Below are 21,212 nucleotides of genomic sequence, written 5' to 3'. Positions count from 1 at the left end.
GATCGGGTGAGGGAAGTGGGCCGCGGGGGTGAGCCCGTGGCGCGGCGGCTTGAGCGAGATCGCGTCGGGGTCTCTTCAGGACGGGCCCGCCGGAGTAGCATCCGTCCCAGGACGTGGTCCGGGTCACACTGGGCCGTTCGGTCGGGGCCCGCGCGCCGTCGCGGTCCGCGCGGACACATATAAGAGGACGAGCACCAGGAAGCAGGGGACATGGCGCAGCACTCCGACGAGACGCTCACCGTTCTCGTCTACAGCGACGACCGCAACACCCGTGAGCAGGTGACCCTCGCCCTCGGCCGGCACCCCGCCGGGGACGTCCCCGCGGTGGAGTACCTGGAGTGCGCCACCTCCGCCGCGGTGCTGCGGGCACTGGAGAAGGGCGGCGTCGACCTGTGCGTCCTGGACGGCGAGGCGGTGCCCGCCGGCGGACTCGGCCTCACCCGGCAACTGAAGGACGAGATCTACGGCTGCCCGCCGGTGCTGGTGCTGATCGGCCGCCCGCAGGACTCCTGGCTGGCCGCCTGGAGCCGGGCCGACGCCGCGATCTCCCACCCCGTCGACCCGGTCGCGCTCGCCGACGCCGCGACCACGCTGCTGCGGGCCCGGCTCGCCCGGCGGGCGCCGGCCGCGCACTGAGGCGGCCGCTCCGGCCGTGCGGCCGGCCGCGCGTCTCACCCGGCGTCTCAACTGGAGAGAAGGGGACGGCAAGTCAGGGCGGCCGTCCCCGCTCGCTCGATAGGCTGACTCCATTCCTCTGCGACAAGACGAGAGCTGGAGACGGCCATGGTGAACGTGCACTCTGCGAACGGCGGTAGCGACCCCGCGCAGGTGGTCCGCACCTGGCCCGACGTCCTGAGCGCCCTGCTCCGCGGCGAGGACCTCGCCCAGGCGGACACCGCCTGGGCGATGGACCGGATCATGAGCGGCGAGGCCAGCCCCGTGCAGGTGGCCGGCTTCCTGATCGCGCTGCGCGGCAAGGGCGAGACGGTCGAGGAGATCGCCGGCCTGGTCGAGACGATGTACGCGCACGCCGTGCCGCTGGAGATCCCCGGGCCGGCCGTCGACATCGTCGGCACCGGCGGCGACCGGGCCAAGACCGTCAACATCTCCACCATGTCGGCGGTGGCCGCCGCGGCGGCCGGCGCGAAGGTGGTCAAGCACGGCAACCGGGCCTCCTCCTCGGCGTCCGGCTCCTCGGACGTGCTCGGGCGGCTCGGCATCAATCTCGACCTGTCCGCCGAGCGGGTCGCGGCGGTGGCCGAGGAGGTCGGGCTGACCTTCTGCTTCGCCGCCAAGTTCCACCCCTCGATGCGGTACACGGCGCAGGCCCGCGCCGAACTCGCCGTCCCCACCGTGTTCAACATCCTCGGCCCGCTCACCAACCCGGCCAAGGTCGGCGCCCACGCCGTCGGCTGCTTCGACACCCGGCTGGCCGGGCTGATCGCCGGCGTCCTCGCCCGGCGCGGCGGGCAGGGGCTGGTCTTCCGGGGCGACGACGGGCTCGACGAGCTGACCATCACCACCACGTCCCACGTCTGGGTGATCCGGGACGGCGAGGTGACGGAGACCCGGTTCGACCCGCGGGAGGTCGGCATCGAGCTGGTCGGGATCGAGGCGCTGCGGGGCGCGGACGCGGAGTTCAACGCGGCCGTCGCGCGGCGCGTCCTGAACGGCGAGCGCGGGCCGGTGCGGGACGCGGTGCTGCTCAACAGCGCCGCCGCGCTGGTCGCGCTGGAGCTGACGGACGCGCCGCTCGGCGAGCAGCTCGCGGCGGGGATGGCGCGGACGGCGGCGGCGATCGACTCCGGGGCGGCGGGGGAGCTGCTGAAGCGGTGGGCCGAAGCGACCCAGTGAGCGTCAAAGGTCCGCCCGGCGAGGGGAGTTGCTCCCGCCGGGCGGACCTTGCCGTTCGCGGGCGCGGGAGTGACGGGGCGTCGGGCGGGCAGTCCACGGAGTGGACGGGGCTTGAGTCGACGGGCCGCTCGTGTATCGTGCTGCGCAGGTCATGAGTGGCAGCGACAAGCCCCAGCTTGCTGTCCGGCAACCCTCCGTCCGTGGCGGGGTGCCCTGGGTGAGGACCGGGCTGCGTGGCGATCCGTCCGCGCGGCAAGCGCGGACTTCCGGTCGTTTGCACCCCCGGGGTCCTTGTCCCGTGGAGGAGTGCACCCATGTCCGTGACCACCGAAATCTGTGAGCCGCTGGCCGTGCTGGGCCAGGACGTCGAGGTTCCGCTGGCGTCGGGGGAGAAGGTCGGCTACGCGGCGCTGGACTACGCGGCGAGCGCGCCGGCGCTGGCCCGGGTGTGGGAGGACGTGGCGGCGTACGCGCCGTACTACGGGTCCGTGCACCGGGGCGCCGGGTACCTGTCGCAGCTGTCGACCGACCTGTTCGAGCAGAGCCGGCGGACCGTCGCCGAGTTCCTGGACCTGCGGGACGGCGACCAGGTGGTGTTCACCCGGGCGACCACCGACTCGCTGAACCTGCTGGCCGGGGCGGTGCCGGCCGGGACCGAGGTGTTCGCGTTCGAGACCGAGCACCACGCGTCGCTGCTGCCCTGGCGCCGCGAGGGCCTGACGGTGCGTTACCTGCGGGCCCCGCGTTCGCACACCGAGGCGGTGGCCGCGCTGGAGGAGGCGCTGCTCGGCGCGGCCGACGGGCCGAAGCTGTTCTGCGTCACCGGCGCGTCGAACGTCACCGGCGAGCTGTGGCCGGTCCGCGAACTGACCGCGGTCGCGCACCGGTACGGCGCCCGGGTGGTGCTGGACGCGGCCCAGCTGGCGCCCCACCACCGGGTCTCGGTGCGGGAGTTGGACGTCGACTGGATCGCGTTCTCCGGCCACAAGCTGTACGCGCCGTTCGGCGCCGGCGTGCTGGCGGGCCGGTCGGACTGGCTGGACGCGGCCGACCCGTACCTGGCCGGCGGCGGGGCGAGCCGGACCGTGGCGCGCGAACTGGACGGCTCGGTGGCGGTGGAGTGGCACACCGGTCCGGCCCGGCACGAGGCCGGCTCGCCGAACGTGATCGGCGCGTACGCGATCGCCTCGGCCTGCCGGGCGCTGACCGAGGCCGGCTTCGACGAGCTGGAGGCCCGGGAGCGGGCGCTGGTGGCGAAGCTGACGGAGGGTCTGGCCGCGATCCCCGAGGTGCGGGTGCTCAGCCTGTTCGGCGAGCACGCCGACCGGGTCGGCGTGGTGTCCTTCGTGGTGCGCGGCTGGAACAGCTCGCACTTCTCGGCCGCGCTGTCCGCCGAGTACGGCATCGGCGTCCGGGACGGGCTGTTCTGCGCGCACCCGCTGGTGCGGACCCTGCTCGGCGGCGAGGACGCCGCGCCGAGCGAGTGCGGCGCCCCCGAGCCCTCGCTGCCGGGGGAGCGCAGCCTGAACGCGATCCGGGTCAGCTTCGGCGCCGGCACCCCCGTCGAGCACCTGGACCGGTTCCTGACGGCGGTTCGGGACCTGGTCACCGACGGCGCGCGGTGGAGCTACCGCAACGAGGGCGGGCGCTGCGTCGCCACCGAGCAGATCGACCGGGGCCGGGGGCGCTGAGCGGCTACTCGTCCAGGCCGAGCGAGAACGCGGCCTCCAGGTCGTGCTGCGAGTAGGTGCGGAACGCGATGTGGGTCTCGGTGTTGGAGACGCCCGGGATCTTGTTGAGGCGGCCGGGGATCACCTCGGCCAGGTCCTCGTGGTTGCGCACCCGCACCATCGCGACCAGGTCGTAGGTGCCGGTGACCGAGTAGACCTCGCTGATGCCCTCGATGGCGGCGATCGCCTCGGCGATCTCGGGGATCCGGTCGACGCTGGTGTTGATGAGGACGATCGCGGTGATCACTGAGCAACTCCTGTTCGAGAAGGTGCGCCCAGGGTATCGCCCGCCGGACGGGCGGCCCAGGCGAACAGCCAGCCCGTCACGAAGCCGATCACGTGCACCAGATAGGCCACCCCGTTGCCGCCCGCGCCGACGGACCAGCCCTGCAGCGCGAACCACAGCCCGAGCACCAGCCAGGCCGGCAGGCGCAGCGGGAGGAACAGCAGGACCGGCACCAGCGCGGTCACCCGGGCCCGCGGCCACAGCCGCAGGTACGCGCCCAGCACCCCGGCGATCGCGCCGGACGCGCCGACCAGGGCGCGCATCCCGTCCGCGGTGTGCGCCTCGGCCACCGCGTAGCCGTAGGTGGCCAGGTAGCCGATCGCCAGGTAGCCGGTCAGGAAGCGGAACCGGCCCAGCCGCGACTCCACGGCCGGGCCGAAGACGAACAGGAACAGCAGGTTGCCGATCAGGTGCAGCCAGCCCGCGTGGACGAACAGCGAGGTGAGCACCGACAGTTCGGGAACCTTGCCGGGCGTGGGCGGCAGCACGCAGCCCGGCGCCGCCGGGGGCAGCGCGGACAGCTGAGCGGCCGTCAGGGGGCTGCCGCTCAGCAACTCGGCCGGCACCGCGCCCCAGCGGTGCTCGTAGCGCTGCTCGGCGCAGGCCCGGGCGTCGCCGCCGCCGTACGACGGGTCCGGACCGGACGGGCCGACGATCAGGACCAGCGCGGACAGCGCGATCAGCAGGTAGCTGACGACCGGGGTGCGGGCGGCCCGCTCGGCCGCCGGCGAGCCGGCCCGGGCAGGGGCGGAGAGCACCATGACGGTGAGCATTCCTCGGGGGCGCACCCGCGACACCGGGCGCTGCTCCGTCCAGGTGAGCGTCCGGGCTGTGGACCGGTGACCCGGCCCCCGGAGCACAGGCAATAGGCTGGAGGCCCGGAAACCGGGACCAGCCGAGAGGGACCACTCTGATGACCATCGCCGCGCCGACTGCCGAGACCCGCTGGCGCTGCACCCTGTGCGGCAACCTCACCCGCTTCGACGTCACCCGCTCCTCGCGGGTGATCGACTTCCTGCACTTCGACCTGTCCGGCGACTCCAAGGTCGAGGAGACCCAGGTGCTCTCCGAGACCATCGAGTCGGTGCGCTGCCGCTGGTGCAACGCCGTGGACCAGGTCGAGCTGGTGGCCCGCCCCGGCGCCGAGGAGCTCACGGACGGCGCCCCCGAGCAGGGCTGACGCACTTCCACCGCCCCGCGTCCCCGTCCGTCCCCGGACAAGGGACGCGGGGCGGACTCGTCGGCGGGGTGCTGTCGGTGCGGCACGGTAGACGGGACAATTGCAAGCAGCGGCGGATTCCAACGCCCCCGGCACCCGCCGGGGCCCGCCCCCGGACCAGGATCGGAGCCGAGAACAGTGGCGGAGGCAGCGAACGCGCCCGCGGGCACGGACGGGACCGCGCCCGCTCCGGTCCAGCAGACCGACGGGCCCGCGGCGGCCGCGACCGCCCCGGACTCCGAGGACGGCAACGGCGAGATGGCCGTCCGGGTGCTGCCCGAGGGCGTCCGGCGCCGGGTGGTCGGCATCGCCTCCGACGCGCTCGGCGGCATCGCGGCCGGTGAACTGCCCGCCGCGCTGCGCCCGTACGCCAAGTTCACCCCGGCCCGGCGGGCCAAGTACGCGGCGACCGCGCTGGCCGCCGCACTGGAGTCGGACCCGGCGTTCCGGCTGCGGATAGCCGAGCGGCTGCGGCTCGGCCAGCCCGACCTGGTGCGCGCGCTGGAGGCGGGCACCGTGCCGGCCGCCGCCGATCCGATGGACGTGGCCGCCGCCGCCTACCTGGTGCGGCCGGCCGGCTGGGCCCGGCTGGTCGAGGAGGCCGGCGAGCAGGCCGAGCGGGTCGACGCCGAGGGCGCCGCCGCCGAGGCCGTCCGGCTCGCCGAGAAGCTGCAGGAGGAACTCGCCGAGGCCCGGTCCGCCGCCCGCGGCGAACTGGAGCGGCACCGCGCCGAGTCCGAAGGGGTGCGGCGGGAGGCCGACTCGCTGCGCAAGAAGGTCCGCTCGCTGGAGGCCGACACCCGCCGGGCGCAGGCCGAGAGCCGCCGGCTGGCCGCCGAGCTGGAGGCCGCCCGGGCCGCCGCCGCGAGCGAGCGCAGCGCCGCCGAGAGCGAGGCCCGCCGGCTGCGGCACCGGGTCGCCGAGCTGGAGGCCGCGGTGGAGAGCGGCCGGCGCACCGCCCGGGAGGGCCGCAGCGTCGAGGACATGCGGCTGCGCCTGCTGCTGGACACCGTGCTGCAGTCCGCGCAGGGCCTGCAGCGGGAGCTGGCGCTGCCGGTGACGGCGCTGCGCCCGGCCGATCTGGTGGAGGCGGTGGAGCCCGGTTCGGCCTCGCCGCACGACGTGGCCCGGCGCGGCCTGGCCGAGGACGACCCGGCGCTGCTGGACCAGCTGCTGGCCATCCCGCAGGTCCACCTGGTGGTGGACGGCTACAACGTGACCAAGACCGGCTACCCGCAACTGCCGCTGGAGCAGCAGCGGTTGAGGCTGCTGGGCGGGCTGGCGATGCTGGCGCAGCGGACCCAGGCGGAGGTGACCTGCGTGTTCGACGGCCAGGACCTGGACGTGCCGGTGATCATGGCCCCGCCGCGCGGTGTGCGGGTCCGGTTCAGCCGGACCGGGGAGACCGCGGACGAGCTGATCCGCCGCCTGGTGCGGGCCGAGCCGCAGGGGCGGCCGGTGGTGGTGGTCTCCACCGACAAGGAGGTCGCGGACGGGGTCCGCAAGGCCGGCGCCCGCCCGGTGGCCTCGGTGCTGCTGCTGAACCGGCTGTCGCGCAGCTGAACGGACTGACGGCAGGTCAGAGGCCCTCCGGCGGCCGGAGTGTGTCGGTGTCGTGAAGGCGGGCGGAGAAGCGGATCCGGGAGCCCCCGGGGAGTGGACGCGGGGGTGGGGACTTCACTAGGGTCTGGCGTCAAACCTATATTCCGGACTATCGCCCGTACGGGTGAGTCCAGCAGGAAGAAGGAGCCCCCCTTGGCCTCCCACCGCCGTCCCAAGCAGCCGAGTCGCGCCCGGGTGACCGTGCTCACCGCTGCCGCCGCGACCGCGGTCGCCCTGTCGGCCCAGGTGAGTGCGCACGCCGCGCCGGCCCAGCCGAGCAAGGACGAGGTCAAGGCGCAGGTCGACAAGCTGCTGGAGGAGCAGGAGCAGGCCGCCGAGAAGTACAACGGCGCCAAGGAGAAGGCCGACCAGCTGCGCAAGCAGGCCGACCAGCTGCAGGACCAGGTGGCCCGCGGCCAGGAGCAGCTGACCGACCTGGCCTCCGGGCTGGCGGCGGTGGCCGGCGACCAGTACCGCCAGGGCAGCGTCGACCCGTCGATGCGCCTGATGCTCTCCTCCGACCCGGACAAGTACCTGGACCAGGCCTCCTCCTTCGACCAGGCCGCCAGCACCCAGGCCGAGACGCTGCGCTCGCTGAAGGACCAGCAGCGCCGGCTGGACCAGCAGAAGCAGGAGGCCGCGGCCGTCCTGGCCGAGCTGGACAGCTCCACCCAGGCGCTCAACGACGCCAAGAACGACGTGCAGACCAAGCTGCAGCAGGCGCAGAAGCTGCTCAGCCAGCTGTCCGCCGCCGACCGCGCCGCGATCCTGCGCGGCGGTGACGGCGCGGCCTCGCGCAGCTCCTCCCGGGTCGACCCGTCCACCCTGCCGCCGGCCAGCGGCTACGCGGCCACCGCGGTGTCGGCGGCGCTCAGCAAGCAGGGCGCGGCCTACGTGTGGGGCGCGACCGGCCCGAGCACCTTCGACTGCTCCGGCCTGATGGTCTGGGCGTACGCGAAGGCCGGCGTCTCGCTGCCGCGCACCTCGCAGTCGCAGGCCACCGTCGGCACCAACGTGGGCACCGACTGGCGCAACGCCCAGCCCGGCGACCTGGTCGTCTACTACAGCGACCGGCACCACGTGGGCATGTACATCGGCAACGGCCTGGTGGTGCACGCGCCGCGCACCGGCGACGTGGTGAAGACCATGAAGGCCGACACCCTGCCGATCTCGACGATCCGCCGGGTCTGACGCCCCGAAGAATCGGACATACGCCCCATAGGGCGACAACTGACGCACCGTGACACGCCCGGACGGGTCGAGATCCTCCTGTGATCTACGACACGTCCGGGCGTTGCGTTTCTGAGCCGAACGGAGGGAAATGCTGCGCACTGTGCAACGAATCCCTTACTTTCGGTCAGTTTTCCCATTCACATTGACTCAGAATCAGATTTTTTTCTGACAAGGATTTGAACGGATCACGGATCGGTTACTAGGGTCGTGCTTCGACCGCCGCAGAGTCGATCGCCCATGGGGGGCGACGGCGGAGGTCGCCGCCGAGTCCGTGACGCAGCGGGCGGATCGTCAGAACGTGATCCGCCGACGGGGATCCCCTGCGGGGGTGCTGTCGAACGGAGCCGGGGAACCACGTTCCCCCGGGGTGAATCGGCGCCAGGTCGGCCGCGACAGCGGGCGGTGAGGCGCCGTAGGGCATCTCTTCCGGCCCGAACCCGTCAGCTCACCCGGTAGGCGGTGTGAGGAAGAAGGAGTCCGCCTTCGTGGCGTCCCATCGTCGTCCCAAGCCCGTCGGCCGTGCCCGGGTCTCGATTCTCACTGCCGCTGCCGCCACCGCCGTGGCGCTGTCCGCCCAGACCGGCGCGCACGCCGACCCGGCGCCCACCAAGGACCAGGTCAAGCAGCAGGTCGACCAGCTCAACGAAGACGCCGAGGTGAAGACCGAAGCGCTCAACGCCTCGGTCGAGAAGCAGCAGAACCTGCAGAAGCAGGTCTCCCAGCTGCAGGACCAGCTGGCCCGCCAGCAGGACCAGGTGACCACCGTTCAGGAGAGCCTGGCCACCATCGCCGCCGAGCAGTACCGCAGCGGCGGCATCCCGCAGACCATGCAGCTGATGCTGTCCAGCAGCCCCGACACCTTCCTCGGGCAGGCCGGCACGCTCAACACCGTCGGCGCCACCCAGGCCGACCTGCTGAAGAGCTTCAAGGCCGAGCAGGCCAAGCTCGACGGCCAGCGCAAGGAGGCCGAGCAGAAGCTCGCCGAGCTGGACACCACCACCAAGGCCCTCAAGGCCGAGAAGGAGGACGTCCAGGCGAAGCTGGCCAAGGCGCAGGAGCTGCTCAACACGCTCACCCAGAAGGAGCGCGACGAGCTCGCCGCGGCCGAGGCCAAGGCCGCCTCCGAGTCCCGCACCCAGGCCGAGCGTGCCTCCCGCGACACCGCCCGCGCCGACCTCGGCGCCGTGGCCGCGGCCCCGGCCCCGGCCGGCTACGCGGGCGCCGCGATGAGCGCCGCGCTGTCCAAGCTGGGCAGCTGGTACTCGTACGGCGCGGCCGGCCCGAGCACCTTCGACTGCTCCGGCCTGATGCAGTGGGCGTACGCGCAGGCGGGCGTGTCCATCCCGCGCACCTCGCAGGCCCAGGCGGGCGCCGGCACCAGCCTCGGCACCAACATCGCCAACGCCCGTCCGGGCGACCTGATCATCTACTACGGCGACCAGCACCACGTCGGCATGTACGTCGGCAACGGGCAGATCGTGCACGCCCCGCACACCGGCGCGCAGGTCCGCTACGAGTCGGCCACCGTGATGCCGATCAACAAGATCGTCCGGATCTGACGGACCGTCGGAGCCTCCGGCCCGGTACCCCGCACGGGGTGCCGGGCCGTTGCCTTTCCCGGCGGGCTCGTTCCGGTGTCCGATTCGCGGTCAAATATTCGGTGCTGTCGGGGTTTGGACTGGATCCGTCCGACTCGCTAACCTCTGGCCCGGCCCCCCGTGCGGACGGCCGCCCGAGCCGCGGGCGGCGGCGGAGGCCGGCCGCAGGAACGGAGTCGTCGCACGTGTCCGTGCACCGTCGCCCCCCACTGCCCGGTGTCCAGCGCCTCGCCCGCGTCCTGGCGCTCACGGCCGCCGCGGCCGGAGTGCTCCAGCTCGGCGTCGGCCCGGCCACCGCCACCCCGGCCGACCCGCCGGACCGCAGCGAGGTCAAGGCGCAGGTCGACCGGCTGTACGAGGAGACCGAGCAGGCGTCCGAGAAGTACAACGCCGCGCTGGAGCAGCAGAAGCGGCTGCAGACCGAGGCCGGCACGCTGCAGGGGCAGGTCGCCGCCGGGCAGGACGAGCTCAACCGGCTGCGCGCCGACCTGGGCGCCGTCGCCGCCGCCCAGTACCGCTCCCAGGGCATCGACCCCACCGTCCGGCTGATGCTCGACAACGACCCGGCCGCCTACCTGTCCGGCGCCCGCTCGCTCGGCCAGGCCACCGACCGGCAGAACGACATCCTGCGCGACCTGCGCGAGCGGCAGCGCCGGCTCGACCAGCGCCGGCAGGAGACCACCGCCAAGCTCGCCGAGCTCGAACAGGCCCGGGACCGGCTGGCCGCCGCCAAGGAGGAGGTCCGCAGCCGCCTCGCCCAGGCCCAGCGGCTGCTGGGGCGGCTCGCGCCCGCCGACCGGGCCCGGCTCGCCGACGAGGACGCCCGGGAGGCCCAGGCGCGCGCCGCCCGCGGCGCCGACCGGCTCGACCTCGGCGACCAGCCCCCCGCCTCCGAGCGCGCCGCGGCCGCGCTGGCCGCCGCCGTCTCGAAGATCGGCTCCCCGTACGTGTACGGATCCACCGGGCCCGGCACGTTCGACTGCTCCGGTCTGATGTACTGGGCGTGGCGGCAGGCCGGAGTGACCCTGCCGCGGACCTCGCAGGAACAGGCCTCGGCCGGCCGGCGGGTGAGCCTCGCCGAAGCCCGGCCCGGAGACCTGGTGATCTTCTTCAAGGACAGGCACCACGTCGGCATGTACGCCGGCGGCGGTGTCGTCGTGCATGCGCCCCACCCCGGGGCCCGGGTCCGCTACGAGAGCGTCAGCGCGATGCCGGTCAACTCGGTGGTGCGGGTCTGAACCAGCACGAGCCCCTGGTCACCGACCTGCCGCAGGCCCCGCGGCGGGCCGGTGCGCCGCTGTCCCGGCGGGCCGCCCTGCTGGCCGCCGCCGGGTGCGCCGCCCAGCTCTCGCTGCCCCGGGTCCGGCCCGCCGAGCCGTCCGGCGCGGCCGCCGCCCCGCCCGGCCCGGCACGCCGGCCGGCAGCCGGGAGGCCGTCACCCGGGCGCTGGCGCAGCGCGCGGAGGCGATCCTGCGGCGCGACGCCGGCCTGATGCCGACGGCCCCGGGCGCCGAGGAGGCCGACCGGGACCTGCTGGCCCGCACCGCCGCGATCCGGTTCACCGAGTACACGCTGCGGCCGACCACCTTCACCGAGCCCGCGCCGGGCGTGGACCGGCTGACCGTCGGCGCCGAGCTCGGCTACCGGATCTCCGGCGTGGACGACTACCCGGCGCTGCTGGAGCGGCAGGTCGAACTCGTCCGCGACCGGGCCGGCTGGCGGGTGGTCCGGGAGGTGCCCACCGGCGCCGCCGCGCCCTGGGACCTGGGCGCCGTCCGGTCCGCGAACGCGCCGCACTGCCTGGTGCTGGGGCTCGGCGAGGACGCCGAACTGGCCGACCTGGCCGCCCTCGCCGAGCGCTCGATGCCGATCGTCGAATCGGTCTGGGGCGCCTGGAAGCCCGGCCGGCTGCTGCTCGAACTGCCGCTCACCGTCCAGCAGTTCGCCCGCCGGATGGACGTCTCCGCGGACGCGTACCAGGGGATAGCCGCAGTCACCCTGGCGGTCGGCGGCGCGCCGACGCACACCCCCGCCGACCGGATCGTGGTCAACCCGGACGCGTACCGGCAGCTCAGCGACCTCGGGCGGCGGGTGGTGGTCACCCACGAGGCCACCCACGTCGCCACCCGGGCCGACACCAGGCCGTGGACGCCGCTGTGGCTGTCCGAGGGCGTCGCCGACTACACCGGCTACCAGGGCGCCGGGCGGACCGTCCGGCAGATCGCCCCCGAACTCGCCAAGGACGTCCGGGCCGGACGGCTGCCCAGCGGGCTGCCCGCCGACGACGCCTTCACCGCCGGCTCGGCCGGCATCGCGCAGGCCTACGAGCTGTCCTGGCTGGCCTGCGACCTGATCGCCCGCCGGTACGGCCCGGAGCGGCTGGTGGCGCTGTACCGGGCCGTCGGGCAGAACGGCAGCGGCGGGCTGGAGCGTGCCTTCCGGGCCGAACTCGGCCTCGGCGTCGCCGAGTTCACCAAGGACTGGGAGGCCGAGGTGGCCACCCTCCGGGCCTGACCGGCTCAGCCCGCGAGCGCCCGGTCCAGGCCCGCCGCGTCCAGGAACGCGGTGTGGGTGCCCGCCGTGGTGCAGGCGAACGCGCCGGCCGCCGCGCCGGCCCGCATGCACTCCTCGACCGGGCGGCCCGCCAGCCGGCGGTGCAGGAAGGCGGAGACGAACGCGTCGCCCGCGCCGTTGCTGTCCACGATCGGCGCGCCCGGGTCCACGGCCGGGAAGTGCCGGGGCGCCTCGTCCTCGCGGGTCAGCAGGAAGGAGCCGTGCGCGCCCGCGGTGGCCACCACCAGCTCGGCCCGGCCCTGGGCCAGGACCGAGCGCATCACCGCCTCCGGGCGGTTGGCGAGGGCCGCCGCGGACAGGAACACCAGGTCCGAGCGGAGCGCGTAGTGGCGGTGGTGCTCGTTCTCGCCGTCCCAGGCGTGCAGGTCGGTGGAGCTGGAGCGGCCCAGACGCTCGATGTCCGGGTAGAGGTCCCGGTTGACGCCGGTGATCGACAGGTGGACGTGGCGGGAGCGCTCCAGCAGCGGCAGCCAGAACTCGCGCGGCAGCCGGGCGTCCGCCGGGTGGCGGCCGTCGTAGAAGGAGAACCGCAGGCCGTCCGCGTCGACCAGGTTGACGCTGCGCGGGGTGCCGGCGGGGGCGGGCAGGTGGCTGAAGTCCAGGCCGCGGCGGGCGTATTCGGCCAGCACCAGGGCGCCCTGCGGGTCGTCGCCGAGGAAGTCGGCGAACTTGGTGCGCAGACCCAGCGCGTGGCAGGCGAGTGCGACGCCGTTCCCGGTGTGCGCCGGGTAGTCGAGCACCGGGGGCACGCCCACCGAGTCGCGGCCGGGCGGGACCTCCAGGCGGTCCACCCGCACGATGGTGTCCACGCCGACGCCGCCGACGATCAGGATGTCGTAGTCGATCATCCGGCGATGGTGGCAGCGAAAAGCACTGCCCTGCAAGCTCTTTCAGAAACTTGCAGGACAGTCGAGGGGTGCGGGGACGGGCGGCGGAGGGTCAGGCGCGGTCCGCCGGGCTGAGGTCGTCCAGCAGGTCCTGCTCGTAGGCGATGCCCGGCCGCACCGGGTACTGCGGGACGAGCTGCCCGGCCGGCAGCACCACCGTGGTCAGCGCCTCGCGCCGCCGGGTGGAGCGCCACAGCCGGTACGCCGACAGCACCGTGGCCGCCAGCAGCACCAGGTTGCGGGCCGTCAGCACCAGCACGCCGGGCAGCTCGCTGCGGTTCACCATGCCGAACATCACCGGGAACTCGAAGGTGGTCAGCACCGTGGCGGCCAGCACCAGCACCGCCACCGGACGCTGGCTGCTGCCGCGCACCGTCAGGCACACCGCCGCCAGGCCGACCAGCCAGATCATGTACTGCGGGCTGATCACCCGGCTGGTCGCCGTGAAGATCAGCAGGGCGCACAGCGCCGCGTCGAAGGTGGTCGCCGAGGTCCAACGGGCCGCCCGCAGGCGCCAGATCAGCAGCCAGCCGAAACCGGCCACCGTCATGCCGACCATCACCTTGGAGATCACCGGCACCCACGGGCCGAGGAACTCCACCGAGCCGTAGTTCATCGTCACGGTGCCGTTCCACGACCCCGCCAGCTTCGCGAAGTGCAGCGGCAGCGCGCCCAGCGACTCGATCTCGATCCCGCGCTCCGACTGGAACTTCAGGAACTCGAACGCCCCGTTCATGCCCGCCGTCAGCAGGAAGCCCAGCGCCGCCGCGAACGCCGCCGCCGAGGTCCACGCCCGCCGGGTGCGGCGGCCGCGCGGGGTGCCGATCAGCGCCAGCAGCGGCCAGATCTTCAACAGGCCGCCCAGGCCCAGCAGAACGCCGCTCAGCACCGGCCGCCGCAGCGCCACCAGCAGACCCGCGACCGCCAGCGCCGTCACGATGATGTCGTACCGGCAGTACACCGTCGGCCCGAGCAGCGGCACGCCCACCACCCAGTACCAGGCGCCCAGGTAGCTGCGGCCCTTCCGGACGCCCGCGCGCATCAGCAGGCCCATCGCCGCGGCGTCCACCACGACGCAGACCACGAAGAACGACACCAGGTACGACCAGGGCAGCAGGCCCGGCAGCAGGATCACCAGCGCCGCGCCCGGCGGGTACTGCCAGGTCACGTCGTCCAGCGGGAACGTGCCGGTGCGCAGCACCTCGTACCAGCTGTGGTAGATCACCGAGACGTCCGCCGTCACGTCCGTGCTGGCGATCCGCAGCACGCCGGTGACGACCAGCACGAGCAGTGTCCGGGAGACCGTCCAGCCGGCCGCCAGGGCCCACAGCGGACGACGGCTCGGCACGGAACCGGACGAGGCAGACAGCGCCGGGGGCTCCGAACTGCCGGGCCGTTCGGCCTGGGCTGACTCCACTACGCTCCTTCGGGTCGTCGCGTCGTACCGGTACCTGGCACGCGCGCCGGGGGTACCGGTAAGGACCACCAGCACATCGCATCGGTTGCGGCGGTGTCCTCAAACTTCTCCGAACCGTGTCCGAACCTTCCGGTCCTGCGACGGTCCCGCCGCGCCGTCGTCGACGGGTGCGGGCCGCGTTCCCGGCGGACGGGCACGGTGACCTATCGTACGGACCACTCACAGGTACTCCGAGCACCCCCTGACCGAGCGAGCCGCGGCACATGAACAGAACCCTCATCGTCACCAACGACTTTCCGCCCAGGCCAGGCGGCATCCAGGCGTTCGTCCACAACATGGCCGTCCGGCAGCCCGCCGGGTCGGTCGTGGTGTACGCCTCCACCTGGCGCGACGGCCGGGAGGTCGCGGAGTTCGACGCCGCACAACCCTTCCCGGTCGTCCGCGACCGTACGAAGATGATGCTGCCCACCACCCGGATCACCCGGCGGGCCGTCGAGATCCTGCGCGCCGAGAAGTGCACCTCCGTCTGGTTCGGGGCCGCCGCCCCGCTCGGCCTGATGGCCCCCACGCTGCGCCGGGCCGGCGCCGAGCGGCTGCTCGGCATGACCCACGGGCACGAGGCCGCGTGGGCCCAACTCCCGGTCTCCGCGCAGCTGCTGCGGCGGATCGGCGGCAACACGGACGTCCTCACCTACCTCGGCGAGTACACCCGCTCGCGGATCGCGAAGGCGGTCGGCCCGCGAGCCGCCGCGCGGATGGTCCAACTGCCGCCCGGCGTCGACGAGTCGACCTTCCGGCCGGACTCCGGCGGGGACGCCGTCCGGGCCCGGCTCGGGCTCTCCGAGCGGCCGGTGGTGGTGTGCGTCTCCCGGCTCGTCCCCCGGAAGGGGCAGGACACCCTGATCCGGGCCCTCCCGCGGGTGCTCGCGGCGCAGCCCGAGACGGTGCTGCTGATCGTCGGCGGCGGGCCGTACCGCGGCGAGCTGGAGAAGCTCGTGGACTCGGTCGGGGTGCGGTCCTCGGTGGTCTTCACCGGCGCGGTGCCGTGGGAGGAGCTCCCGGCGCACTACGGGGCCGGGGACGTCTTCGCGATGCCGTGCCGCACCCGGCGGGGCGGGCTGGACGTCGAGGGCCTCGGGATCGTCTACCTGGAAGCCTCGGCGACCGGGCTGCCGGTCGTCGCCGGGGACTCCGGGGGCGCGCCGGACGCCGTACGGGAGGGTGAGACGGGGTACGTGGTGCCCGGGAAGGGCGGGGAGAGCGTCCTGGCGGAGCGGCTGGTGCGACTCCTGGGGGACGCGGACCTGCGACGGGAGATGGGGGAGGCCGGACGCAAGTGGGTCCACGACGCCTGGCGTTGGGACATGCTGGCGGAGCGGCTCACGGGGTTGCTGGAGGGTGCGAACTGAGTGGCCGTCAGCAAGGTCGCGAGCACGTGCAGGTCATGGCCCGTGCCGCGATCTTGCTGACAGCTGCGTTCCCCTTCGCGCAGTTCTCCCCCAGCCCTGGCGGGCTGGGAGGTGCCCCCACGCGCCCCTGTGGGTGCGCTCTCTGGCGGTGCCTCTCTGGCGGTGCGCCCCTACTTCTTCGTGTAGAGGGCCTCGATGTCGGCCGCGTAGTCCTTGAGGACGACGTTGCGCTTGAGCTTGAGGGACGGGGTGAGGTGGCCGCTGGCCTCGGTGAAGGTGGTGGTGAGGAGGCGGAACTTCTTGACGGCCTCGGCGTGGGAGACGGCCTGGTTGCCGTCGTCGACGGCGGCCTGGAGGGCGGCGAGGAGGTCTGGGTCCTCGCGGAGGTCGGCGACGGTCGCGTCGGCGGGCTTGTTGTTGAGGGCCTTCCAGCGGGGGAAGAACTCGTCGTCGACGGTGATCAGGCAGGCGATGAAGGGCTTGCGGTCGCCGACCACCATGACCTCGCCGACCAGGGCGTGGGCGCGGATGCGGTCCTCGATCACGGCGGGGGCGACGTTCTTGCCGCCGGCGGTGACGATGATCTCCTTCTTGCGGCCGGTGATGGTCAGGTAGCCGTCGGCGTCGAGGGAGCCGAGGTCGCCGGTGGAGAACCAGCCGTCCTGGAGGGCCTCGGCGGTGGCCGTGGGGTTGTTCCAGTAGCCGGTGAAGATCTGCGGGCCCTTGAGCTGGACCTCGCCGTCCTCGGCGATCCGGACCGAGGAGCCGGGCAGCGGCTGGCCGACGGTGCCGATCTTGGGCCGGACGTTGGGGTTGAAGGTGGTGGCGGCGCAGGACTCGGTGAGGCCGTAGCCCTCCAGGACGGAGAAGCCGATGCCGCGGTAGAAGTGGCCGAGCCGCTCGCCGAGCGGGGCACCGCCGGAGATGGCGGTCTTGCAGCGGCCGCCGAGCGCGTTGCGCAGCTTGACGTAGACCAGCTTGTCGAAGATCGCGTGCTTGATCCGCAGGCCGAGCGAGGGGCCGCCGGCGTCGAGGGCGCGGCTGTAGGCGACGGCGGTGTCGGCGGCGCGGTCGAAGATCTTGCCCTTGCCGTCGGCCTGGGCCTTGGCGCGGGCGGTGTTGTAGACCTTCTCGAAGACCCTGGGGACGCCGAGGATCAGCGTCGGTTTGAAGGAGCCGAGCTCCTCGGTGACGTTCCGGATGTCGGAGACGTGGCCGAGCTTGACCGGGGCGATGGCCGCGGCGATCTCGGCGATCCGGCCGAGCACGTGGGCCAGCGGCAGGAACAGCAGCACCGAGGACTCGCCGGTGACGAACAGCTCGGGCATCCGGGCGGTGACGTTGCCCAGTTCGGCGAGGAAGTTGCCGTGGGTGAGCTGACAGCCCTTGGGGCGGCCGGTGGTGCCGGAAGTGTAGACGATGGTGGCGATCGAGTCGGCGTTCGCGATCACGCGGCGCTCGGCGATCACCTGGTCGGCGACGTCCTGGCCGCCGCGGACCAGCGCGGCGATGCCGTCGCGCTCGATCTGCCAGGTGTGCTTGAGCTCGGGCAGCGCCTCGCGGACCCCGGCGACCACGGCGGCGTGCTGGTCGGTCTCGGTGATCACGACGAGCGCGCCGGAGTCGCCGAGGATCCACTGCACCTGCTCGGCGGAGGAGGTCTCGTAGACCGGGACGGTGATCGCGCCGGCGGTCCAGATCGCGAAGTCGAGCAGCGTCCACTCGTAGCGGGTGCGGGACATCACGGCGACCCGGTCGCCGGGGCCGACGCCGGCGGCGATCAGGCCCTTGGCGGCGGCGTGCACCTCGGCGAGGAACTGGGCGGCGGTGAGGTCCTGCCACTGCCCGTCCGCCTTGCGGCTGAGCACAGCGACGCCCGGGTGCCGCTCCGCGTTCTGGTGGACCAGGTCGGCGAGGTTGCCCTCACTCGGGACCTGGTAGCGGGCCGGAAGGCTGAACTCCTCGAGCAAGACTGCTCCTCGTCTGCGACGCTGCGGGACGACTGGACGTTACTGCTGGGTAGGTGAGTTCGACCAGGGGGGTCGGCCTCGTTGTTCCAATCGTCACATCGCAGGTCGGACGTGGGATGGACCGAAGGGAACCCTACGGCAGTCCACAGGTGACCCGCCGGTAGGTGCCCGCGCGGGAAGCGCGCGGTCCCGCCCGCGATAGCCTCTGCTGGGCGTACAGCAGCACAGGGAGATCGCGGAGGCCGCAATGGCGGAGCACACCAGGTCGAGCATTGTCATCGACGCCACCCCGGCCGAGGTGATGGCGGTGATCGCCGATTTCGCCGGTTACCCGGAGTGGACCGACGAACTGAAGGAGATCGAGGTCCTGCAGACCGGACCGGACGGCCGCGCCGCCGAGGTGCGCCTGCTGCTGGACGCCGGCGCGATCCGCGACGAGCACGTGCTCGCCTACACCTGGGACGGCGACCGCGAGGTCAGCTGGACCCTGGTCAAGAGCCAGATGCTGCGCGCCCTGGACGGCTCCTACCGGCTCGCCCCCGCGGGCCAGGGCCGCACCGAGGTCACCTACCAGCTGGCCGTGGACGTCAAGATCCCGATGCTCGGCATGATCAAGCGCAAGGCGGAGAAGGTCATCATCGACCGGGCGCTGGCCGGCCTGAAGAAGCGCGTCGAGGGCTGACCGGGCCCGTGGCCACCCGCACCGTACTGATCAGCGGCCCGGAGTCCGCCAGGATCGCCGCCGCCACCGCCCTGCACCACGCCCGGCAGGGCAGCGAGACCCTGCTGCTGGCCGCCGACGACCCGCACCGGGCCGTCGACGACCTGCTCGGCGTCCGGCTCGGCCACGAACCCGTCGGACTGGAACGGTGCCTGGCCGCCGTCCGGATCGACGAGCAGGCCGCGTTCCGCGCCGCGCTGGACGGCTACCGCGACCGGCTCGCCCCCGCGCTCGACCTGATCGGCGCCCAGCCGCTCGACCCCGAGGAACTCACCCCGCTGCCCGGCACCCGCGCCCTCGCCCTGCTGCGCGCGCTGTCCCGGGCCGACGCCGAGGTGCTGGTGGTCGCCGCCCCGGCGCCCGCCGAACTGATCGCCACCCTGGCGCTGCCCGCCCAACTGGAGCGCTACCTGGCCCGGTTGCTGCCCGAACAGCGCCAGGCCGCCCGCGCGCTGCGCCCGCTGCTGGCCGGGCTGGCGGGCGTCCCGATGCCCACCGACAAGCTGTTCGAGGCCCGGACCGCCGCGTCCGCCGCGCTGGCCGAGGCCGCCGCCGCGATCACCGCGCCCGGCACCACCGTCCGCCTGGTGCTGGACGCCGCCCGCCCCGCGCCGCGCGCGCTCGCCCGGATCCGGGCCGGACTCGCCCTGCACGGCCTGCCGCTGGACGCGGTGGTCGCGCACGGCGCGCACCCCGCCGCCGCGGTCGACTCCGCGGACCCGTGGCTGGCCCGCACCGCCGCCCGGCAGCGCGAGCAACTCAACGACCTGGCCGCACAGTTGGACGTCCCGCTGCTGACCGCCCGGCAGCCCGACGGCAGCCTGGAGGCGCTCGCCGAGCAGCTCTACCGGGCCGGCGCCCCCGGCGTCCCCGCGTCCGGCGAGCCGTGGACCGAGGACCGGCTGGCCGCCGAGAACCTGCTGATATGGCATCTGCCGCTGCCCGGCGCCGACCGCGAGGACCTCGAACTGCTGCGCCGCGGCGACGAACTGGTCCTCGGCGCCGGAAGCTACCGGCGGGTCGTGGCACTCCCGTCCGCGCTGCGCCGTTGCACGGTCAGCGGGGCCGGCCTGGCCGACGGGACGCTGTCGGTGCGGTTCACCCCCGACCCGGCGCTGTGGCCGCGCGGGCAGTGGAATCCGACCGACGGGAGCGTGTGATGGGTACGGAACAGCCGGGCGGGACGGGCGACTTCGCGCCGCTGGTGGAAGAGGTGCGGAAGTTCGCGACCGCACTCGGCGGCAAGGCCGTCGAGATCGGTGGCCGGCTGCGCGAGTCCAACCCCGAGGTGTACGGCCACCTGGCCGCCGCCGGCGGGGAGTTGCTGGCCGCGTACCGGGCCGCGGTGGCTGGGCACGAACAGCGCTGGTCGGCGCCCCAACACGCCGAGACCGAGCGGGTGGACCTCGACGGGGCCGAAGAGGCCTCCGACAAGTAGTTAAGCCGGTGGTTCGCCATTGTCACGTTATGGTTTCGAGCCATCACCGAACGGGACAGTTGGTATGACTTCTGAATGCATGCGGCCAAGTTCGCCGGGAAATGCCTTCGGATAATGTAGGCCGGACTGTGTACGTGGGCACCCCTCAGCCGGTACCGTTTCCCGCTGAGCGGGAACGAGTGAATAGCTGAGGGACACATGGCTCTGACCATCGGCGTGGACGTCGGCGGTACCAAGATCGCAGCAGGCGTGGTCGACGAGTCCGGCGAGATTCTGGCCAAGACCCGGGTGCCCACCCCGGCCGACCCCCAGTGGGCGGTCGACGCCATCGCCCAGGGCGTACGGGAGTTGAAGGAGCAGTACTCCGACGTCGCCGCCGTCGGCGTCGGCGCGCCCGGCTTCGTCAGCCGGGACCGCTCCACCGTCCTGATGGCGCCCAACATCGCCTGGGAGAACGAGCCGCTCAAGCAGCGCGTCGAGGAGCTCACCGGCCTGCCTACCGTGGTCGAGAACGACGCCAACTGCGCCGCCTGGGCCGAGTTCCGGTTCGGCGCCGCCGCCGAGTACGAGGACATGGTCCTGATCACCGTCGGCACCGGCATCGGCGGCGGCATCGTCCTCGACGGCCGCCTGCACCGCGGACGGTTCGGCGTGGCCGGCGAGATCGGCCACCTCAACATGGTCCCGGACGGCCTGCTCTGCGGCTGCGGCGGCCACGGCTGCTGGGAGCAGTACGGCTCCGGGCGCTCGCTGCGGCGCTACGGCCGCGAGAAGGCCGCCGCCGACCCGATCGCCGGCAAGCGCATGCTCGAACTCAACGACGGCGTCGCCGAGACCATCCGCGGCATCCACATCACCCAGGCCGCGGAGGAGGGCGACCCGCTGGCCCTCTCCTGCTACGCGGAGATCGCCGACTGGCTCGGCCGCGGCATGGCCGACCTCGCCGCGCTCTTCGACCCGGCGGTCTTCGTCCTCGGCGGCGGCGTCTCGGACTCCGGCCGGCTGCTGCTCGACCCGGTCACGGCCGCGTTCGGGAAGTACCTGACGGGGGGTCCGGCCCGACCGCGGGCCAACGTGGTGCTGGCGTCGATGGGCTCGGCGGCGGGGATCGCCGGGGCGGCGGACCTGGCGCGCAGCTAGTTCTCCCGGGGCACCCGCCCGGTCGGGTCGCGGACACGTGCACGTCATGGTGCGCGGCGCGATCCTGCCGGGCGGGTGCGCTCCGTTCCGGGCAGTTCCACGTGCCGCCGGAACAGCCCTGCCCTCCTGGTTCC

Annotated in this window: 19 protein-coding genes and 2 riboswitches; of the genes, 14 read left to right on the top strand and 5 right to left on the bottom strand. The window is 73.5% G+C overall.

Annotated elements, in window-relative coordinates:
* Positions 1-210: 210 nt before the first annotated feature.
* The 3 genes from KCH_RS10450 (at position 211) to KCH_RS10440 (ending at position 3,545) form a co-directional block, all read left to right on the top strand.
* The gene (locus tag KCH_RS10450; RefSeq protein ID WP_035861810.1) at positions 211-636 is read left to right on the top strand and encodes a response regulator; all 426 of its coding nucleotides are present in this window, start codon (positions 211-213) and stop codon (positions 634-636) included.
* Positions 637-783: 147 nt separating this feature from the next.
* Positions 784-1,854 carry an anthranilate phosphoribosyltransferase gene (gene trpD / locus KCH_RS10445; RefSeq protein ID WP_035861808.1) on the top strand — a complete coding sequence of 357 codons (1,071 nt, stop codon included), beginning with the start codon at positions 784-786 and terminating at the stop codon, positions 1,852-1,854.
* A 147-nt stretch (positions 1,855-2,001) separates the two neighbouring features.
* Positions 2,002-2,119, top strand: a riboswitch (SAM riboswitch).
* Between the two features lie 49 nt (positions 2,120-2,168).
* On the top strand, positions 2,169-3,545 hold the full coding sequence (locus tag KCH_RS10440; protein ID WP_035861804.1) for an aminotransferase class V-fold PLP-dependent enzyme: 1,377 nt from the start codon (positions 2,169-2,171) through the stop codon (positions 3,543-3,545).
* A 4-nt stretch (positions 3,546-3,549) separates the two neighbouring features.
* On the opposite strand, the gene KCH_RS10435 is transcribed toward KCH_RS10440, so the two are convergent.
* On the bottom strand, positions 3,550-3,831 hold the full coding sequence (locus tag KCH_RS10435; protein ID WP_035861801.1) for an Lrp/AsnC ligand binding domain-containing protein: 282 nt from the start codon (positions 3,829-3,831) through the stop codon (positions 3,550-3,552).
* On the bottom strand, positions 3,828-4,631 hold the full coding sequence (locus KCH_RS10430; RefSeq protein ID WP_244305270.1) for a rhomboid family intramembrane serine protease: 804 nt from the start codon (positions 4,629-4,631) through the stop codon (positions 3,828-3,830). The genes KCH_RS10435 and KCH_RS10430 overlap by 4 nt, the downstream gene beginning before the upstream one ends.
* Before the next feature lie 152 nt (positions 4,632-4,783).
* Between KCH_RS10430 and KCH_RS10425 the strand changes: the two genes are divergently transcribed.
* The 6 genes from KCH_RS10425 to KCH_RS10400 all read left to right on the top strand — a co-directional run bounded on the left by KCH_RS10425 (position 4,784) and on the right by KCH_RS10400 (position 12,036).
* Positions 4,784-5,050 carry a hypothetical protein gene (locus KCH_RS10425; RefSeq protein ID WP_035861796.1) on the top strand — a complete coding sequence of 89 codons (267 nt, stop codon included), beginning with the start codon at positions 4,784-4,786 and terminating at the stop codon, positions 5,048-5,050.
* Between the two features lie 297 nt (positions 5,051-5,347).
* Entirely contained in the window at positions 5,348-6,652 is a 1,305-nt protein-coding gene (locus KCH_RS10420; RefSeq protein WP_051653924.1) for an NYN domain-containing protein, read from the top strand.
* A gap of 192 nt (positions 6,653-6,844) precedes the next feature.
* Complete coding sequence (locus KCH_RS10415; RefSeq protein ID WP_035861795.1) at positions 6,845-7,882, top strand: C40 family peptidase; 1,038 nt, start codon at positions 6,845-6,847, stop codon at positions 7,880-7,882.
* A gap of 336 nt (positions 7,883-8,218) precedes the next feature.
* Positions 8,219-8,399: riboswitch (cyclic di-AMP (ydaO/yuaA leader) on the top strand.
* A 10-nt stretch (positions 8,400-8,409) separates the two neighbouring features.
* Entirely contained in the window at positions 8,410-9,483 is a 1,074-nt protein-coding gene (locus KCH_RS10410; RefSeq protein WP_035861793.1) for a C40 family peptidase, read from the top strand.
* A gap of 224 nt (positions 9,484-9,707) precedes the next feature.
* Entirely contained in the window at positions 9,708-10,760 is a 1,053-nt protein-coding gene (locus tag KCH_RS10405; RefSeq protein ID WP_035861792.1) for a C40 family peptidase, read from the top strand.
* 94 nt (positions 10,761-10,854) lie between these two features.
* A complete protein-coding gene (locus KCH_RS10400) occupies positions 10,855-12,036 on the top strand; it encodes a gluzincin family metallopeptidase (protein WP_051652942.1) in 1,182 nt (393 codons plus the stop codon).
* A 5-nt stretch (positions 12,037-12,041) separates the two neighbouring features.
* Here KCH_RS10400 and KCH_RS10395 read toward each other — a convergent pair whose 3' ends face one another.
* Together KCH_RS10395 and KCH_RS10390 are read right to left on the bottom strand one after the other, a co-directional pair.
* Entirely contained in the window at positions 12,042-12,944 is a 903-nt protein-coding gene (locus tag KCH_RS10395) for a carbohydrate kinase family protein (protein WP_035861790.1), read from the bottom strand.
* Positions 12,945-13,035: 91 nt separating this feature from the next.
* Positions 13,036-14,331, bottom strand: coding sequence for a glycosyltransferase 87 family protein (locus KCH_RS10390; RefSeq protein ID WP_244305269.1), 1,296 nt, complete (start codon positions 14,329-14,331; stop codon positions 13,036-13,038).
* A gap of 332 nt (positions 14,332-14,663) precedes the next feature.
* Here KCH_RS10390 and KCH_RS10385 point away from each other — a divergent pair, with 332 nt between their 5' ends.
* Complete coding sequence (locus KCH_RS10385) at positions 14,664-15,809, top strand: glycosyltransferase family 4 protein (protein WP_035861787.1); 1,146 nt, start codon at positions 14,664-14,666, stop codon at positions 15,807-15,809.
* A 170-nt stretch (positions 15,810-15,979) separates the two neighbouring features.
* Here the strand turns inward: KCH_RS10385 and KCH_RS10380 are convergent, their stop codons facing one another.
* Positions 15,980-17,779, bottom strand: a complete 1,800-nt coding sequence (locus KCH_RS10380) for an AMP-dependent synthetase/ligase (RefSeq protein WP_035861782.1) — start codon at positions 17,777-17,779, stop codon at positions 15,980-15,982.
* Between the two features lie 247 nt (positions 17,780-18,026).
* On the opposite strand from KCH_RS10380, the gene KCH_RS10375 reads away from it, so the two are divergent.
* From KCH_RS10375 to KCH_RS10360, 4 genes are all read left to right on the top strand, one after another.
* Positions 18,027-18,461 (top strand): SRPBCC family protein, encoded by a 435-nt coding sequence (locus tag KCH_RS10375; RefSeq protein ID WP_035861781.1) that lies wholly within the window; start codon positions 18,027-18,029, stop codon positions 18,459-18,461.
* 8 nt (positions 18,462-18,469) lie between these two features.
* Complete coding sequence (locus KCH_RS10370) at positions 18,470-19,660, top strand: ArsA family ATPase (RefSeq protein WP_035861780.1); 1,191 nt, start codon at positions 18,470-18,472, stop codon at positions 19,658-19,660.
* A complete protein-coding gene (locus KCH_RS45970; protein WP_035861778.1) occupies positions 19,660-19,938 on the top strand; it encodes a DUF5304 family protein in 279 nt (92 codons plus the stop codon). The genes KCH_RS10370 and KCH_RS45970 overlap by 1 nt, the downstream gene beginning before the upstream one ends.
* A 198-nt stretch (positions 19,939-20,136) precedes the next feature.
* Complete coding sequence (locus KCH_RS10360; protein WP_035861770.1) at positions 20,137-21,078, top strand: ROK family glucokinase; 942 nt, start codon at positions 20,137-20,139, stop codon at positions 21,076-21,078.
* The last annotated feature ends 134 nt before the right edge of the window (positions 21,079-21,212 follow it).

The sequence above is a fragment of the Kitasatospora cheerisanensis KCTC 2395 genome (genome assembly GCF_000696185.1).
GTDB classification, from domain to species: domain Bacteria; phylum Actinomycetota; class Actinomycetes; order Streptomycetales; family Streptomycetaceae; genus Kitasatospora; species Kitasatospora cheerisanensis.
This window is presented reverse-complemented; position numbering and strand designations above follow the sequence as displayed.